Source organism: Streptomyces sp. NPDC027962, from assembly GCF_055566095.1.
This window is the reverse complement of record NZ_JBVHTA010000038.1, coordinates 51,796-68,288: the sequence shown is the minus strand read 5'-3', so window position 1 is coordinate 68,288 and position 16,493 is coordinate 51,796. Positions and strand designations below refer to the sequence as shown.

The 16,493-nt window shown below is 71.7% G+C and carries 13 protein-coding genes; 9 read left to right on the top strand and 4 right to left on the bottom strand.

What is annotated here, in order from left to right; genetic code table 11:
• Positions 1-79: 79 nt before the first annotated feature.
• The 3 genes from ACZ4SA_RS28675 to ACZ4SA_RS28665 form a co-directional block, all read right to left on the bottom strand.
• A complete protein-coding gene (locus ACZ4SA_RS28675; protein WP_468280223.1) occupies positions 80-403 on the bottom strand; it encodes a heavy-metal-associated domain-containing protein in 324 nt (107 codons plus the stop codon).
• A 485-nt stretch (positions 404-888) separates the two neighbouring features.
• Positions 889-1,086, bottom strand: coding sequence for a helix-turn-helix transcriptional regulator (locus tag ACZ4SA_RS28670; RefSeq protein WP_468280220.1), 198 nt, complete (start codon positions 1,084-1,086; stop codon positions 889-891).
• Between the two features lie 213 nt (positions 1,087-1,299).
• Positions 1,300-2,211, bottom strand: coding sequence for a sugar phosphate isomerase/epimerase family protein (locus tag ACZ4SA_RS28665; protein WP_468280217.1), 912 nt, complete (start codon positions 2,209-2,211; stop codon positions 1,300-1,302).
• Positions 2,212-2,348: 137 nt separating this feature from the next.
• Between ACZ4SA_RS28665 and iolC the strand changes: the two genes are divergently transcribed.
• The 5 genes from iolC to mmsA all read left to right on the top strand — a co-directional run bounded on the left by iolC (position 2,349) and on the right by mmsA (position 8,706).
• Entirely contained in the window at positions 2,349-3,491 is a 1,143-nt protein-coding gene (gene iolC, locus ACZ4SA_RS28660) for a 5-dehydro-2-deoxygluconokinase (protein ID WP_468280214.1), read from the top strand.
• Positions 3,488-4,372, top strand: coding sequence for a Cgl0159 family (beta/alpha)8-fold protein (locus ACZ4SA_RS28655; RefSeq protein ID WP_468280211.1), 885 nt, complete (start codon positions 3,488-3,490; stop codon positions 4,370-4,372). The genes iolC and ACZ4SA_RS28655 overlap by 4 nt, the downstream gene beginning before the upstream one ends.
• Before the next feature lie 76 nt (positions 4,373-4,448).
• Positions 4,449-5,273 (top strand): 5-deoxy-glucuronate isomerase, encoded by an 825-nt coding sequence (gene iolB / locus ACZ4SA_RS28650; protein WP_468280256.1) that lies wholly within the window; start codon positions 4,449-4,451, stop codon positions 5,271-5,273.
• Positions 5,270-7,189, top strand: a complete 1,920-nt coding sequence (gene iolD, locus ACZ4SA_RS28645; RefSeq protein ID WP_468280208.1) for a 3D-(3,5/4)-trihydroxycyclohexane-1,2-dione acylhydrolase (decyclizing) — start codon at positions 5,270-5,272, stop codon at positions 7,187-7,189. Before iolB ends, iolD begins: the two co-directional genes overlap by 4 nt.
• A 14-nt stretch (positions 7,190-7,203) precedes the next feature.
• A complete protein-coding gene (gene mmsA, locus ACZ4SA_RS28640) occupies positions 7,204-8,706 on the top strand; it encodes a CoA-acylating methylmalonate-semialdehyde dehydrogenase (RefSeq protein WP_468280205.1) in 1,503 nt (500 codons plus the stop codon).
• A 126-nt stretch (positions 8,707-8,832) separates the two neighbouring features.
• Here mmsA and ACZ4SA_RS28635 read toward each other — a convergent pair whose 3' ends face one another.
• Positions 8,833-10,023: a S8 family peptidase gene (locus ACZ4SA_RS28635; RefSeq protein ID WP_468280202.1), complete on the bottom strand. Its 1,191-nt coding sequence runs from the start codon at positions 10,021-10,023 to the stop codon at positions 8,833-8,835.
• Between the two features lie 320 nt (positions 10,024-10,343).
• On the opposite strand from ACZ4SA_RS28635, the gene ACZ4SA_RS28630 reads away from it, so the two are divergent.
• The 4 genes from ACZ4SA_RS28630 (at position 10,344) to ACZ4SA_RS28615 (ending at position 16,457) form a co-directional block, all read left to right on the top strand.
• Positions 10,344-13,145: a CocE/NonD family hydrolase gene (locus ACZ4SA_RS28630; protein ID WP_468280199.1), complete on the top strand. Its 2,802-nt coding sequence runs from the start codon at positions 10,344-10,346 to the stop codon at positions 13,143-13,145.
• The gene (locus tag ACZ4SA_RS28625) at positions 13,142-14,029 is read left to right on the top strand and encodes an ABC transporter permease (protein ID WP_468280196.1); all 888 of its coding nucleotides are present in this window, start codon (positions 13,142-13,144) and stop codon (positions 14,027-14,029) included. Before ACZ4SA_RS28630 ends, ACZ4SA_RS28625 begins: the two co-directional genes overlap by 4 nt.
• 175 nt (positions 14,030-14,204) lie before the next feature.
• Positions 14,205-15,824 (top strand): vWA domain-containing protein, encoded by a 1,620-nt coding sequence (locus ACZ4SA_RS28620; protein WP_468280253.1) that lies wholly within the window; start codon positions 14,205-14,207, stop codon positions 15,822-15,824.
• A gap of 162 nt (positions 15,825-15,986) precedes the next feature.
• Positions 15,987-16,457 (top strand): anthrone oxygenase family protein, encoded by a 471-nt coding sequence (locus ACZ4SA_RS28615; RefSeq protein ID WP_468280193.1) that lies wholly within the window; start codon positions 15,987-15,989, stop codon positions 16,455-16,457.
• Positions 16,458-16,493 lie beyond the last annotated feature (36 nt).

Below are 16,493 nucleotides of genomic sequence, written 5' to 3'. Positions count from 1 at the left end.
GCCGTACCCCACCAGTATCCGGCGGTGGGGCTACGGCCAGGGCCAGGGGTGCGGGCCGGTGGGCCGGGGCGCGCGGCGCTCAGGCCTTTCCGGCCAGCTCGTAGCCGGCCTCGTCGACGGCCTCCCGCACGGCGGCCTCGTCCAGCGGGGCATCCGAGACCACGGTGACCTGCCCCGTCGCGGCGACGGCCGTCACAGAGGTGACGCCGGGAAGCTCGGAGATCTCGCTGCTGACAGCGCCCTCGCAGTGGCCGCAGGTCATGCCGCTGACCTGGTAGACGGCGGTGACGCCGAGGGTCTGCACGTCCGCGGCGGCGTCGTGGCAGGAGCCGGTGGACGAGCAGCATGAGGCGGTCGCCCCGGTGGCCTCGGTCTCGATGCCTGTCTTCGTCTCCACGGTCATGGCCTTCTCCTCTTCGGGGCTTCGAGCGCGTACGCCCTCGATCGGGCATGGTGCGCCCAGGGGTAGCGGCGGCTGCCCGCGACCCTCTGTCGGGACCACTATACCCCTAGGGGGTACCTGTTTGATTCCGCATCGCCGAGGAGCGGCGACAGGTACCGGGGCGGTGTGTTCGCGGCCTCCGGCTGTGCTGCTCCCGCACGGGAAACGGCTTCCAGTTCGGCCTCGGGGCGCGCCGGTCGTCCTGATGGACGCCAGGGTGGTACTCGGCCTGCTCGCCGCCTCGCCTGGACGGCGCCGCGCGAGACAAGGTCGGGTCCGGCGTCACGCCGAGCGGCGCGGCGGCGGCCCTCCGCGGCTGCCGCTCGGCGAGGCGGCCACACGGCACGACGCGGAGGTCACTCCGCACGGCGCGGCGCGGCGGCGACACGGTACGGCGGCCCTCCGCGGCTGCCGGTGCGGGCCGCCCCCTCGCCTCGCTCTGTGCCTCACTCCCTACGGCCTCTGTTCCCTGGCCGGTTGGCCACCCACACGCGGATCGTGTCCGCGTACCAGAACGGCTTGCCGGCCTCCACATGGTCGGGCGGAGGCAGAAGACCGTGCTTGCGGTAGGAGCGGACGGTGTCCGGCTGGACCTTGATGTGCGCGGCGATGTCTTTGTACGACCAGAGCCTGCTGTCCGTCATGAGCGTGGTACCTCCCTGCGCGCGCAGCAGACGCGGTCGGTATGCCGTCGGGGGAGCTGTCGCGCGGACGCTGGCGATCACTGAGCCTGTGCCCGTTGAACGACAGGGACCGGTGTCAGGGGCCCGCCTGTTGATCGTCTGTGACGGAAGATCCGCGTAATGGAGACATGCGTGATGAGAGGCGGACATCGGTGACGGATCTGCTGCGGTGCGTCAGACGCCGCAGGAGCGCAGGAAGTTACGGGTGCGTTCGGCGATCGGAAGCGGTTTGTCCGCAGGGCAGGGATACATGTCCTGCTCGACGATGGCGAAGAGCTCGACCCCCAGCGACTGGGCGGCGCTGAGCACCGGTTCGAGAGCGGGCACCCCGGCCGGCGGCTCGCACATCACTCCGCGCCCCACGGCCGGTCCGAACGGCACCTCCTCGGACACCACTTGGGCCAGGATCTCCGGGTCGACCTGCTTGAGGTGGAGGTAGCCGATCCGCTCCCCGTAGGTCTCGATCAGCTTGACGCTGTCGCCGCCGCAGTATGCGTAGTGACCGGTGTCCAGGCAGAGGGACACCAGATCCCGGTCGGTGGCGTCGAGGAAGCGGGTGACGTTCTCCTCGGTGTCGATGTGGGTGTCCGCGTGCGGATGGACGACGATCTCCAGGCCGTAGCGCTCCCGCACTTCGTGGCCCAGTCGTTCGGTCTGAGCCGTGAGGTCACGCCACTGCGCCGGGGTCAGCGTGCGGTCCTCGAGCACCGTCCCCGTCTTGTCGTCGCGCCAGAAAGAGGGGATCACCACCAGGTGCGAGGCGCCCATCGCCTGGGTGAGCGCTGCGATGTCGGAGACATGGGCCCAGGTCTCGTCCCACACGGCCGGTCCGCGGTGCAGGCCGGTGAAGACGGTGCCGGCCGAGACCTTGAGACCGCGCCGCATGGTCTCCTCCGCCAGCCGGGCGGGGTCGGTCGGCAGATAGCCGTACGGGCCGAGCTCGATCCACTCGTAACCGGCGTGCGCGACCTCGTCGAGGAAGCGCTGCCAGGGGATCTGACGGGAATCGTCGGGAAACCACACCCCCCAGGAGTCGGGGGCCGAGCCGACCCGGATGCGGTTCAGGGCGGGTACGGATGAGGTCATGCCGGTCAGCTTTCCGGCCGCCCGAGAAAGGTGTCAAGACTTGGTCCGAATGTAAGGACAAAATGTTGACAGGGTTCGCAGGGGAGGGCTAGACCTGATGTCGGCCGGCACCGGCGGTTCGAACCGAAGGGACGCGCATGCCTCAGCCGTATGACGTGATCACGATGGGGCGGATCGGGGTCGACCTCTATCCGCTGCGTACCGGGGTTCCCTTGGCGCAGGTCGACACGTTCGGAAAGTTCCTCGGCGGCTCGGCGACGAATGTCGCGGTCGCCGCGGCGAGGCTGGGCCGACGGACCGCGGTGATCACCCGTACCGGGCAGGACGCCTTCGGCGACTATCTCCACCAGGCGCTCGGGGAGTTCGGTGTCGACGACCGGTGGGTCACGCCCGTCGCCGCGTATCCGACGCCGGTCACCTTCTGCGAGATCTTCCCGCCGGACGACTTCCCCCTCTACTTCTACCGGCAGCCGAAGGCGCCCGATCTGGAGATCCGCGACAGCGAACTGGACCTGGCGCAGATCCGTGACGCCCGGGTCTTCTGGATGACCGGCACCGGACTGTGCGCCGAGCCGAGCCGGTCGGCGACCCTCGCGGCGCTGGCGCACCGGGCGGGAGGATCGGGCATCACCGTGTTCGACCTGGACTGGCGGCCGATGTTCTGGTCCGACCCGCAGGAGGCGCGGGCGTACTACGCCCAGGCGTTGACCCATGCGACGGTCGCCGTGGGCAACCTGGAGGAGTGCGAGGTCGCCACCGGCGAGCGCGAGCCGCACGCCGCCGCACGGGCGCTGCTGGCATCCGGCGTCGAGCTCGCCGTCGTCAAGCAGGGGCCCAAGGGAGTGCTCGCCCTGCACCGCGACGGCACACAGGCCGAGGTCCTGCCCGTCCCGGTCGATGTCGTCAACGGGCTGGGGGCGGGGGATGCGTTCGGCGGTGCCCTGTGCCACGGGCTGCTGGCCGCATGGGAGTTGGAGCACACGATGCGGTACGCCAACGCGGCGGGCGCGATCGTGGCATCACGCCTCGCGTGCTCGACGGCGATGCCGTACGAGGAGGAGGTCGAGGCCGTCCTGGCCGGCGCCCCACCCCCACCGGACCCGAGCGCCCCCGACCGGGCCGCCGCCCCTGCGCAGGCCACCGCCCGGTCCGCCGACCCCGACCCGGCCGCCGTTCGGGGCGGCGCAGCACCGGGGCGGCCCGATCTCCGTGCCGACCCCGACCCGGCCCGCCCCGACCAGGAGCGGCCCGAGAGCGGCGGGCGCGGGGAGGGGCCGTGAGCCGGGTCGACATCGGCGAGCTCGTCGGGATCCGCGCGCGGCACCCGGAGGCGGTCGCCGAGGCCGCTGTCCGCAGGCGCCGGCGGCAGGGGCTCGTCGGGGACAGAGGACGGCTGATGATCGTGGCCGCCGACCACCCCGCCCGCGGCGCCCTCGCAGTCGGCGAGCGCCGCCTCGCCATGGCCAACCGCCTCGACCTGCTGGAGCGGCTCTGCCTCGCGCTGTCCCGCCCCGGTGTCGACGGCGTGCTCGCCACCGCCGACATCCTCGACGACCTGCTGCTCCTCGGGGCCCTCGACGGCAAGGTCGTCATGGGCTCGATGAACAGGGGAGGCCTCGCGGGCGCCGCGTTCGAGCTCGACGACCGGTTCACCGGTCACCGGGCCCGCGACCTCGACCGGCTGGGTTTCGACGCGGGCAAGCTGCTCCTCCGTATCGACTACGACGACCCGGCCTCCCTCGGCACCCTCGATGCCGCCGCCCGGGCCGTCGACGAGATGGCCGAGCGTCAGCTTCCCGTTTTCATAGAGCCGTTCATCTGTCACCGGATCGACGGCCGGCTCCGCAACGATCTCAGCGCCGAAGCCGTGACCCGTTCCATCGCCATCGCCTCCGGGCTGGCCGGCACATCGGCGTACACCTGGCTGAAGGTGCCCGTCACCGAGGACCCCGACGACATGGGGGCGGTACTGGAGACCTCCACCCTCCCCGCGGTGCTGCTCGGCGGCGACATAGGCAAGGACCAGGACGACGCGTACGAGAAATGGCGCGGAGCGCTGCAACTGCCCACGGTCCAGGGTCTGGTGGTGGGCCGCTCACTGCTCTATCCGGTCGACGGCGACGTGGCGGGCGCGGTCGATACGGCCGTAGGACTGCTGTAGGGGGTACGGAGAGCACATGGACGATCAGCACATGGACGGCCAGGACATGTACGGCCGGGACTTGGCCGACCAGGACATGGACGACAACAGCAAGCCGGGCGGTCTCCACCTCCGGGCGGGCAGCACGGCCGACGGCCCGTACGCCCTGAGCATCAGCCCTGAGCAGGCCGGCTGGGGCTACTCCTCCCTGCGCGTGCTCGAGCTCGAGCCGGGCGGAGCGCAGCTGCTCACCGCCGGCGACAGCGAGTGGATCGTGCTGCCCCTCAGCGGCGGTTGCACCGTGCACACACAAGGCGAGATCTTTGAACTGCAGGGGCGGGAAAGCGTGTTCGGCGGAGTGAGCGACTTCGCCTATGTACCGCGCAACGCCCATGCCCAGATCGCCTCCGGCGCGGGAGGCCGCTTCGCCCTGGCAGGAGCGAGGTGCGAGCGCCCACTCCCCGCTCGCTACGGCCCCGCGCCGGAGGTACCCGTCGAGTCCCGCGGCAGCGGCAGCCAGGCCCGCGAGGTCCACAACTTCGCCGCTGCGGGCTCCTTCGACTGCGACCGCCTGATCGCCGTCGAGGTGCTCACCCCCGGCGGCAACTGGTCCTCCTACCCTCCGCACAAGCACGACGAGCACCGACCCGGCGAGGAGAGCGAGCTCGAGGAGATCTACTACTTCGAGATCGAGGGCGGCGGCCTCGGCTACCAGCGCATCTCCCCGTCCCGCCCCGGCGGCTCCGACCTCCTCACCGAGGTCCGCACCGGCGACGCCGTCCTCGTCCCCGACGGCTGGCACGGTCCCTCCATCGCCGAGCCCGGCCACACCATGTACTACCTCAACGTGATGGCGGGCCCCGGAGCCGAGCGCGAGTGGCTCATCCGCTTCCACCCCGACCACACGGAGGGCTACCGGTGACCACCCCACACCCCGCCACCCCCGGCCCGACCGCTCCCCGCCCGACCACCCGGCGGCTGACCACCGCCCAGGCCCTGGTCGCCTTCCTCGCCCGCCAGTACACCGAGCGCGACGGCCGCCGCCACCGTCTGATCGACGCCACCTGGGGCATCTTCGGGCACGGCAACGTCGCGGGCGTCGGACAGGCGCTCCTCGAATCGTCCGGGGACATGCCGTACCTCCAGGGCCGCAACGAACAGGCGATGGTCCACGCGGCCGTCGGCCACGCCCGCCAGTCCCGGCGGCTGACTGCCCAGGCCGTCACCACGTCCATCGGCCCCGGCGCCACCAACCTCGTCACCGGCGCCGCCCTCGCCACGATCAACCATCTCCCCGTCCTGCTGCTCCCCGGCGACATCTTCGCCACCCGGCCCGCCGACCCCGTCCTCCAGCAGCTCGAAGTGCCCTACGCGGGCGATGTGTCGGTGAACGACTGCCTGCGCCCCGTCTCCCGCTACTTCGACCGGGTCACCCGCCCCGAGGCGCTGATCCCGGCCGCGCTCCAGGCCATGCGGGTTCTCGCCGACCCCGCGCAGACCGGCGCGGTCACGCTCGCGCTGCCGCAGGACGTGCAGGCGGAGGCGTACGACTGGCCGGAGGAGTTCTTCGCCGAGCGGATCTGGCGGGTGGCCCGCCCGCGGCCCGACGCCGAGGCGCTGGCGCAGGCGGCCGGGGCACTGCGTGCCGCCCGCCGCCCGCTGCTCGTCGCAGGCGGCGGCATCCACCACTCCGAGGCGGAGGAGGCGCTGCGGGCGTTCGCCGACGCGACCGGCATCCCGGTGGCCTCGACCCAGGCCGGGAAGGGCTCGCTGCCGTACGACCACCCGTGCGATGTCGGGGGCATCGGGCACACCGGCACCGCCACGGCCGACGACCTCGCCCGCACCGCGGACCTGGTCATCGGTGTCGGCACCCGCTGGTCCGACTTCACCACCGCCTCCTCGACCCTCTTCCCGTCCGAGGCGGTCCGCTTCGTCAACATCAACGTCACGTCCTTCGACGCCCACAAAATGGCCGGTCTCGGGATCGTCGGCGACGCCCGCGCCGCGCTCGAAGAGCTGACGGCTGCGCTCGGGGGACATCGCGTCGACGCGGCGTACACAGCGGAGTACGGTTCGGCCAAGGCGGCCTGGGAGGAGCGGGTGACCGGTGCGTTCAGTGCGCCGGATCCCGACGCAAGCCCCACCCAGGCGCAGGTCCTCGGCGCCCTCGACGCCCTGGTGACCGGGGACGACATCCTCGTCAACGCCGCCGGTTCGCTCCCCGGCGACCTGCACAAACTGTGGCGCGCCCGCTCCGCCGACCAGTACCACGTGGAGTACGGCTACTCCTGCATGGGCTACGAGATCCCGGCCGCGATCGGCGTCGCGATGGCGGCCCCCGGCCGCCCGGTGTGGGCGCTCGTCGGCGACGGCACGTACCTGATGAATCCCACCGAGATCGTCACCGCGGTCCAGGAGGGCGTCCCGATCCGGATGGTGATCCTTCAGAACCACGGGTACGCCTCCATCGGCGGCCTGTCCGAGTCGGTGGGCTCGGAGCGCTACGGCACCGCCTACCGGCACAGGGCCGCCGACCGTACCTTCACCGGGGCGCCGCTGCCCGTGGACCTCGCGGCCAACGCCGAGTCCCTCGGGATGCGGGTGATCCGCGCCCGCAGCGTGCGTGACCTGCGCGAAGCTCTGGCCGAGGCGCGCGCGGCCGACGTGCCCACATGTGTCTACGTCGAGACCGAAACGCCAGACACTGTGTCGGGCCCGCCGGCGGCGCAGGCGTGGTGGGATGTTCCAGTGGCCGAGACCGCGACTCGCCCGTCGGCGGTCAAGGCCCGGGAGGAGTACGACCGGCAGGCCGCCGCCCGACGCCGCCATCTCTGAAGGAGCATTTCGTCATGACGAAGACCGTCAACCACTGGATCGGTGGCAAGACCGTCGAGGGTGCGTCGGGCAACTGGGGCCCGGTCACGGACCCGGCGACGGGAGCCGTCACCACGCGTGTCGCCCTGGCCTCCGTCGGCGAGGTCGACGCGGCCGTGGCCGCGGCGCGGGAGGCGTACGCGACGTGGGGCACCTCGTCCCTGGCGCAGCGCACCGCGGTCCTCTTCCGCTACCGCGCCCTGCTGGACGCCCGCCGTGACGACATCGCGGCCCTGATCACCGCCGAGCACGGCAAGGTGCACTCCGACGCGCTCGGCGAGGTCGCCCGCGGTCTGGAGATCGTCGAGCTCGCCTGCGGCATCACCACCCAGCTCAAGGGCGAGCTGTCGACCCAGGTCTCCAACCGGGTCGACGTCGCCACGATCCGCCAGCCGCTGGGCGTGGTCGCCGGCATCACGCCGTTCAACTTCCCGGCGATGGTGCCGATGTGGATGTTCCCGCTGGCCGTCGCCTGCGGAAACACCTTCATCCTCAAGCCGAGCGAGAAGGACCCGTCGGCCGCGAACCTCCTGGCGGAGATGGCCTCCGAGGCCGGTCTGCCCGATGGTGTGCTGAATGTGGTGCACGGCGACAAGGTGGCCGTCGACGCGCTGCTCGGGCACCCGGACGTCTCCGCCGTCTCCTTCGTCGGCTCCACCCCGATCGCCCGCTACATCCACACGACCGCCTCCGCCAACGGCAAGCGCGTCCAGGCGCTCGGCGGCGCGAAGAACCACATGCTGGTGCTGCCCGACGCCGACCTCGACGCGGCCGCCGACGCGGCGGTCTCCGCGGCGTACGGCTCGGCCGGTGAGCGCTGCATGGCGATCTCCGCGGTCGTCGCGGTCGGCGCGGTCGGCGACGAGCTCGTGGACAAGATCCGCGAGCGCGCCGAGAAGATCAAGATCGGTCCGGGCAACGACCCGACGTCCGAGATGGGTCCGCTGATCACCGCCGCCCACCGCGACAAGGTCGCCTCGTACGTCAAGGGCGCCGCCGCCCAGGGCGCGGACGTGGTCCTCGACGGGACCGGGTACACGGTCGACGGCTTCGAGGACGGCCACTGGATCGGCCTCTCCCTCCTCGACAAGGTCTCCACCGACTCCGACGCCTACCGCGACGAGATCTTCGGCCCCGTGCTGTGCGTGCTGCGCGCGGAGACGTACGAGGACGGCGTGGCACTGATCAACGCGTCGCCGTTCGGCAACGGCACGGCGATCTTCACCCGCGACGGCGGCGCGGCCCGCCGCTTTCAGCTGGAGATTGAGGCCGGCATGGTCGGTGTGAACGTGCCGATCCCGGTGCCGGTGGGCTACCACTCCTTCGGTGGCTGGAAGGACTCGCTCTTCGGTGACCACCACATCTACGGCAACGACGGCGTGCACTTCTACACGCGCGGCAAGGTCGTCACCACCCGCTGGCCCGACCCGGCGGACGCCCCCGCCGGCGTGGACCTGGGCTTCCCCCGCAACCACTGACGCACCGCACGAGTCAGTGACGCACCGCGCGAAGCACTGAAGCACCGCACGCCGCAGCGGCCCGCACGGAGAATCCCGTACGGGCCGCTGCGGCGTTCAGTGCCGGGCGCGTGGTGTGCCGGGGCGTCAGAACAGGGAGTGCAGCAGCTTGTTCGGGGAGCCGTAGCGCGGGTCCACGACCTTGCCGCTGGTCGCATTGTTCACCACGGCGTCCCGCACCTGGGCCGGGGTGGCCGTCGGGTGGTCGGCCAGGTAGAGCGCCGCAACACCCGCGGTGTGCGGGGTCGCCATCGACGTCCCCGAGATGGTGTTGGTGGCGGTGTCGCCGTCCTTCCAGGCCGACGTGATGTCCACACCGGGGGCGAACAGGTCCAGGCAGGTACCGAAGTTGGAGAACGACGCCCGGCGGTCGGAGCTGTCCGTCGCGCCGACCGTGATCGCTTCGGGGACGCGGGCGGGTGAGTAGTTGCACGCGTTCGCGGGCAGCCCGAGGATCGGCAGACCGTTGCCCGCCGCGATGGCGTAGCTGACTCCCGACGCGACGGACTTCTTCACCGCGTTGTCGAGGGACGTGTTGGCCGAGCCGCCGAGACTCATGTTGGCGACGGCCGGCTTCTTGGCGTTGGCGGTCACCCAGTCGACTCCCGCGATGACTCCGGCAGTCGTACCGGAGCCCGCGCAGTCCAGGACGCGTACGGCGACGAGGTTGACGCCCTTGGCGACGCCGTAGTTCTTGCCGCCGACCGTGCCGGCGACATGGGTGCCGTGGCCCTGGCAGTCCTGACCGTTCCGGCCGTCACCCACCGTGTCCGTGCCGACGCTCGCGCGCCCGCCGAACTCGCTGTGCGAGGTGCGGATCCCGGTGTCGATGACGTACGCGTTCACGTTCGAGGCGGACGTGTTGTAGGTGTACGTCTTCGACAGCGGCAGGTTGCGCTGGTCGATCCGGTCGAGGCCCCAGGTGGTATTGGACTGGGTGTCGTTCAGCCGGACCGTGGCGTTCTGTTCGACGTACGCGACCCGTGGGTCGGCCGCGAGCGCCTTGGCTCTGGCAGCCGACATCGAGGCGGAGAAGCCCGCGAGGACGCTGCGGTAGGTGTGCTTCGGTGCGACGCCGAGATCGGCGGCGCGAGTCGTGCCGTCCTTGAGGACGACGATCCAGCTGTCGGGGATGGCAGTTGCAGTGGGAGCGAGACGAAGATCGCCGACGATCGCGCTGTGCGCGGTGGGGGAAACGGCGAACTGGAGACCGGTCGCGGCGGCGACTGCTGATATCAGCGCGCCGGCGCGACGGGCAGTGGCTCTCATCTCGTGCACCTGACCTTTCATTGACCGGTTACGGACAAGTACGGGCGTGCATGGTGCCAGGATGTGAGGTTGCGAGAACCAGAGGCCCGTGCTGTGACCTGCGCCACAAAGTCGCGACTGGCCAGTAAGCCCCTTGCGCCGCAAGTGATATGACGGCACATCAGTAAGTGCGGATCTTGTGTGCCACTGGCGTGCGTCCGTAATGTCAGGACCTGCGCCGCGTACCGCGTCTGGTGTACGAGGGCCCTGCCGCGTACTCCTCGAGGAGGCTCATCGGTTCCGCCTTGCGGCAGCCGAGACCGGGGGGTCCGTCCGTTTAGGGTTCCATCATGCAGATCCGACTTCCCCGGCCGCGGAGCCGATGGCTCGCCGGCGTCGCGGCCTTCGCCGTCCTTGCCGGCGCCGGCACGTGGACCGCCGTCGCCGACGACGACGCACCCGCCGTGCACCGCGAGGACCGGGTGCAGAACGTGCCCGGGGCGAAGATCGACACCTCCTACTTCACCAGCGGCGGCGAAGGGCGCAGACCAGCCGTCCTGATCGGTCACGGCTTCGGCGGCAGCAAGAACGACGTCCGCGCGCAGGCCGAGCAGCTTGCCCGTGAGGGCTATGCCGTGCTCACCTGGTCCGCCCGCGGCTTCGGCCGGTCCACCGGGCAGATCGGGCTCAACGACCCCGACCACGAGGTCAAGGACGTCTCCCGGCTGATCGACTGGCTGGCGAAGCAGCCGGAGGTCGAGCTGGACGCGGACGGAGATCCGCGCGTCGGCATGACCGGTTCGTCGTACGGCGGCGCGATCTCCCTGCTGGGCGCGGCTTACGACCAGCGGGTCGACGCGATCGCGCCGCAGATCACCTACTGGAACCTCGCCGACGCCCTCTTCCCCGACGGCGTCTTCAAGAAGCTGTGGGCCGGAATCTTCTTCTCGACCGGTTCGGCGGCCTCGTTGGTCACGGCACCGGGCGGCCGGCAGCCTCCCGACGCCCCCGCGGAGCCGCCCGCGGGCGAGGCCCCGGCCGGTCAGGACCGCGCCGACGCCGCAGGCTCCGACGCCGGGCGCGCTTCCCGCGGTGAAGCCGACTCCGCCGCCGGCGAGCCGGCACCCGCGAACCCCACCGGCTGCGGCCCGTTCCAGCCGACGCTGTGCGCCATGTACGAGCGTGTCGCCGTGGCCGGCAAGCCCGATGCCGAGTCCCGTGAGCTCCTCGAGAGCCGCAGCCCCTCCGCGGTCGGCGACCGCATCAAGGCGCCCGCGCTCATCGTGCAGGGCCAGTCCGACTCGCTCTTCCCCCTCTCGCACGCGGACGCCATGGCGAAGGCGATCAGCGCCAACGGGGCACCCGTCGCCGTCGACTGGATCGCCGGAGGCCACGACGGGGGCGACCGGGAGAGCGGCCGTGTCGAGGGCCGCATCGGCGACTGGTTCGACCGCTACCTGAAGCAGGACAAGGACGCCGGCACCGGCCCCGCCTTCCGCGTCAGCCGCACCGGCGGCGTCGACTCCACCGACGGCCAGGCACTGCTGCGCGGCGCGACCGGCGACAGCTACCCCGGCCTCACCGACGGCACCCGGCAGATCCCGCTGGCGGGCCGCGAACAGCGCTTCGCCAACCCGGCGGGCGCCACCCCGCCCGCCATCTCGGCCGTCCCCGGCCTCAGCGGTGGCGCGGGCGCCCTCTCCTCGCTCGGTGTCGGCCTGTCCCTCGACTTCCCCGGACAGTTCGCGAGCTTCCAGTCCGAGCCGCTCGGCACGTCCACCCGCATCACCGGCTCGCCCACCGTCAGGGTGAAGGCCGCCTCGGACGCCGGCGACGCGGTCCTCTTCGGCAAGGTGTACGACGTCGGCCCGGACGGCAGGCAGCAGGTGCTGCCCTCCCAGCTCGTCGCCCCCGTCCGGATCGAGGACGCGAAAGCCGGCAAGGAGGTCGAGCTGACCCTGCCCGCCGTGGACCACGAGGTCGACGCCGGGCACCGGCTTCGCCTCGTCCTCTCCGCGACCGACCTCGGCTACGCCTCGCCCGCCGAACCCGCCACCTACACGGTGAGCCTCGCAGGACAGCTCTCGGTGCCCACCGCACCCGCCGTGCGGACGCAGGCGACCGGCCTGCCCTGGTGGGTCTGGGCGCTGCCCGCCGCGGGCACTCTCGTGGCCGCCGCGCTGCTGTTCACCGCCCGCCGCCGCACGTTCGCACCGGCCCCCGACCCCGAGCTCGCCGACGTGCCGCTGGAGATCACCGACCTGACCAAGCGGTACGCCAAGTCCGCCGACCGGTACGCGGTGCGGGGCCTGTCCTTCCGTGTCGAGAAGGGCCAGGTGCTCGGCCTCCTCGGCCCCAACGGCGCCGGCAAGACGACCACCCTGCGCATGCTGATGGGGCTGATCCGGCCCGAAGAGGGCGAGATCCGGGTCTTCGGCCACGCGATCAGACCCGGCGCGCCCGTACTCTCCCGGGTCGGCGCCTTCGTCGAGGGTGCGGGCTTCCTGCCGCACCTGTCCGGTCGCGACAACCTGGAGCTGTACTGGAAGGCCACCGGACGCCCGGCGGCCGACGCGCACATCGAGGAGGCGCTGGAGATCGCCGGCCTCGGCGACGCGCTGGCCCGCGCGGTGCGCACGTACTCGCAGGGCATGCGGCAGCGGCTCGCCATCGCCCAGGCGATGCTCGGCCTGCCGGACCTGCTGATTCTCGACGAGCCGACCAACGGCCTCGACCCGCCGCAGATCCGCGAGATGCGGGACGTGATGATCCGTTACGCCGCCGGCGGCCGGACCGTCATCGTCTCCAGCCACCTCCTGTCCGAGGTCGAGCAGACCTGCACGCACCTGGTGGTGATGGACCGCGGCCGGCTCGTGCAGGCCGGGCCGGCCGCCGAGATCACCGGCGAAAGCGACACCCTGCTCGTCACCACCGACGGCGAGGTGCCGGAGCCCGTGGTCGAGAAGCTCGCCGCGCTGCCGGGCATCGGTTCCGCGGCCCGCACGGACGAGGGGCTGCTCGTCCGGCTCGACGGTGCGACCGCCACCGAGATGATCACCGAACTGGTGCGTCTGGACGTGCCCTTGACGGGCGTCGGCCCGCACCGCCGCCTGGAGGACGCGTTCCTCACCCTGATCGGAGGCTCCGCATGAGCGCGCCCGTCGAGACCCGACCGCCGAGGCCCGTGTCCGTCGGGTCCGCCCCCGGCTACCGGGCCCGGCACACGCTGCCGCTGCGGGTGGAGGCGGTGCGGCAGCTGAAGCGCCGCCGGACGCTGGTGATGGCCGGGGTGCTGGCCGCGCTGCCGCTCATCCTGATCGCCGCCTTCGCGATCGGGGGCACCCCCGACGGCCGGGACAACGGCCGGATCACCCTGATGGACACCGCCACGGCCTCCGGCGCGAACTTCGCGGCCACCTGCCTGTTCGTGTCGGCAGGCTTCCTGCTGGTGGTGCCGGTCGCCCTGTTCCACGGCGACACGGTCGCCTCCGAGGCCAACTGGTCGTCCCTGCGCTATCTGCTCGCCGCGCCCGTCCCGCGCACCAGGCTGCTGTGGTCCAAGCTGGCCGTGGCTCTCGGATTCAGCGCGGCGGCGATGATGCTGCTGCCGCTGGTCGGACTGGTGGCGGGGACGGTCGCGTACGGCTGGGGGCCGCTGAAGCTGCCGACCGGCGGGTCCCTGGCCGCGGGCGACACGCTGGCGCGGATCGGCCTCGTCGTCGCGTTCGTGTTCGTCTCCCAACTGGTGACGGCCGGGCTGGCGTTCTGGCTGTCGACCAAGACGGACGCGCCGCTGGGCGCGGTCGGCGGCGCGGTGGGACTGACGATCATCGGCAATGTGCTGGACGCGGTCACGGCTCTGGGCGGCTGGCGCGAAGCACTGCCCGCGCACTGGCAGTTCGCCTGGATCGACGCGCTGCAGCCGCAGCTGGAGTGGACCGGGATGCTCAAGGGGGCCGCCGTTTCCGTCACTTACGGGCTGGTGCTCTTCGCGCTCGCCTTCCGGAACTTCTCCCGCAAGGACATCGTCTCCTAGTCATTCGGCGCGGATCGGTGCGTAACGGACGTGCCGTTGCCGCATTGAGACGCTTCCGCAACTCCTCCGTCGGCTCCTTCCGGCCGCCTCGGACGTCACATTCACAAGTGACGACGACGCAAGGGGGAGCCCGATGGGGAGTCCGACGGGGAGTTCGACGCAGCTCCGCACAGGTATGGGGCCGAGGGCCGGCCGGGGGATCGTCGCGGCGGTTCTGGCCGGTGGCATGCTGCTGGCGGCGGGCTGCTCGGGCGCCCGGCACGAAAGCACGGCCGACCACTCCGGCGGGCGGAGGGCGGCCGACGGCGCACCCGCGCCCATCGCACCGGACGGAGGCAACGGCGTTCCGAGCAGCGGGGCCGACAGCGCCGAGCGGGAGGCGCAGGACGCCGCACCGCCCGCCGACTACCTGTCCACGTTCGCGCTGGACGTGGACACCGCCTCCTACGACTACACCCGCCGCCTGCTCAAAGAGGGCGGGACGCCCGAGCCGCATCAGGTGAGGCCGGAGGAGTTCATCAACAGCTTCCGCCAGGACTACCCGAAGCCCAAGGGCAACGGCTTCTCCGTGACGGTCGACGGCGCGCGGCCCGGCGGCGCCGCCGGCAGCGGCGACGGAGAGATCAAGGCGCCGGAAGGCGGCACCACGGGACCGGCAGGTGACACCACGGGATACGAGGGCGACAACTGGTCCCTCCTCCGCGTCGGGCTCTCCACCCGCCCCTCCGACCGCGACGGCGAACGGCCGCCCGCCGCCCTGACCTTCGTGATCGACATCTCCGGCTCCATGGCGGAGCCCGGCCGGCTCGACCTCGTCAAGCACTCGCTCGGAACCCTCACCGACCAACTGCGCGACGACGACTCGATCGCCGTGGTCACCTTCAGCGGCGAGGCGGAGACACGGCTCCCGATGACCCGGCTCGACGGCAACCGCGACCGGGTCCACTCCGTCGTCGACGACCTGGAGCCCACCGACTCCACCAACGTGGAGGCAGGCGTCACCACCGGCTACGACGAGGCCGTCAAGGGCAGCAGGAAGGGAGCCACCAACCGCGTGGTGCTGCTGTCCGACGCCCTCGCCAACACCGGTGAGACCGAGGCAGAGGCGATCCTCGAGCGGATCGGCGAAGCGCGCCGCGAGCACGGAATCACCCTGTTCGGCGTCGGGGTCGGCAGCGACTACGGCGACGACCTGATGGAACGCCTCGCCGACAAGGGCGACGGCCACACGACCTACGTGTCCACCAAGGACGAGGCACGCAAGGTCTTCGTCGACCAACTGCCCCGCCACGTCGAACTGCGCGCCCGGGACGCCAAGGCGCAGGTCGCGTTCGACCCGGGGACCGTCAAGCAGTTCAGGCTCATCGGCTACGAGAACCGCGAGGTCGCCGACGAGGACTTCCGCAACGACCGGGTCGACGGCGGCGAGGTCGGTCCCGGCCACACCGTCACCGCCCTCTACGCCGTGCGGCTGAGGGACGGCGCCGACGGCCATGTCGCGACGGCGACCGTCCGCTGGCTCGACCCCAAGACCAGGGCGCCGCACGAGGAGAGCGGCTCCGTGGAGACCGACGCGATCGACGGAGCCCTGTGGGACGGGTCGTCCGCGCGGCTGCAGATCACCGCGGTCGCCGCCTACTTCGCCGAGTCGCTGCGCGGCGGCGCCATGCCGGGTGCTCCCGGGCCCGGCGCGCTGAGGGACCGGGCGCGGAAGCTGGCGGAGTCGACGGAGGACAGCGCCGTACGCGAACTGGCCGAAGCGATCGGGCAGGCGAATCGGCGCGCCCGGGACTGAGCCCTGGAGCGCGCCCGCTCAAGAGACGCCACAGAGCGGGTCGCGGCCGGAGCGAGGGTGGTTCGAGGGCGGCCGGCAACCGGCCTCGAACCGGCCTCGAACCGCCTCACGCCGACCGAAAACACGGCGCGCCGCCCCTCCGGCCACGCCATCATGAACGGCATGGCCACCCTTCTGCTCGCCCTCGCCGTCGTGTCCACCGGTCTGTACGCGGGTTTCTTCGTGATCTTCCAGACCGGCATCATGCCCGCGCTCGCGCGCCTGTCCGACGACCAGTTCGTGCCCGCCATGGCCCGTATCAACGAGAGGGTGCCGCGCGGCACCTTCATGCTGGCCTTCCTGGGGAGCGTCGGCTTTCCCGTTGCCGCCCTCTTCGTCCCGGTCGACGGTCGCACGGAAACCGACCGCTGGCTGGTCATCGCCGCACTGGTCTGCGCGATCGTCGGCCATCTCATCACCAGCGCCGGCAACGTCCCGCTGAACAACGCCCTCGCATCGGCGGAGAGTTCCGGCCGGGCACCCGCCCGGGAGACCCGTGCCGCCTTCGAGGTCAAGTGGAACGCCTTCCACCTGGTCCGCACGCTCTTCGCCCTCGCCGCCTTCGTCCTCCTCGTCTGCGCGGCGACCCCGTGAGGTGACTGGGCGGAAGAGACGACTCTCATGGTCCGT

Excerpts from the sequence above, each read along its gene's own strand:
- ACZ4SA_RS28630 (WP_468280199.1), top strand. The coding sequence starts at position 10,344 with ATGCAGATCCGACTTCCCCGGCCGCGGAGCCGATGGCTCGCCGGCGTC.
- mmsA (WP_468280205.1), top strand. The coding sequence starts at position 7,204 with ATGACGAAGACCGTCAACCACTGGATCGGTGGCAAGACCGTCGAGGGT.
- ACZ4SA_RS28615 (WP_468280193.1), top strand. The coding sequence starts at position 15,987 with ATGGCCACCCTTCTGCTCGCCCTCGCCGTCGTGTCCACCGGTCTGTAC.
- ACZ4SA_RS28625 (WP_468280196.1), top strand. The coding sequence starts at position 13,142 with ATGAGCGCGCCCGTCGAGACCCGACCGCCGAGGCCCGTGTCCGTCGGG.
- ACZ4SA_RS28620 (WP_468280253.1), top strand. The coding sequence starts at position 14,205 with ATGGGGCCGAGGGCCGGCCGGGGGATCGTCGCGGCGGTTCTGGCCGGT.
- ACZ4SA_RS28665 (WP_468280217.1), bottom strand. The coding sequence starts at position 2,211 with ATGACCTCATCCGTACCCGCCCTGAACCGCATCCGGGTCGGCTCGGCC.
- iolB (WP_468280256.1), top strand. The coding sequence starts at position 4,449 with ATGGACGACAACAGCAAGCCGGGCGGTCTCCACCTCCGGGCGGGCAGC.
- ACZ4SA_RS28675 (WP_468280223.1), bottom strand. The coding sequence starts at position 403 with ATGACCGTGGAGACGAAGACAGGCATCGAGACCGAGGCCACCGGGGCG.
- ACZ4SA_RS28670 (WP_468280220.1), bottom strand. The coding sequence starts at position 1,086 with ATGACGGACAGCAGGCTCTGGTCGTACAAAGACATCGCCGCGCACATC.
- iolC (WP_468280214.1), top strand. The coding sequence starts at position 2,349 with ATGCCTCAGCCGTATGACGTGATCACGATGGGGCGGATCGGGGTCGAC.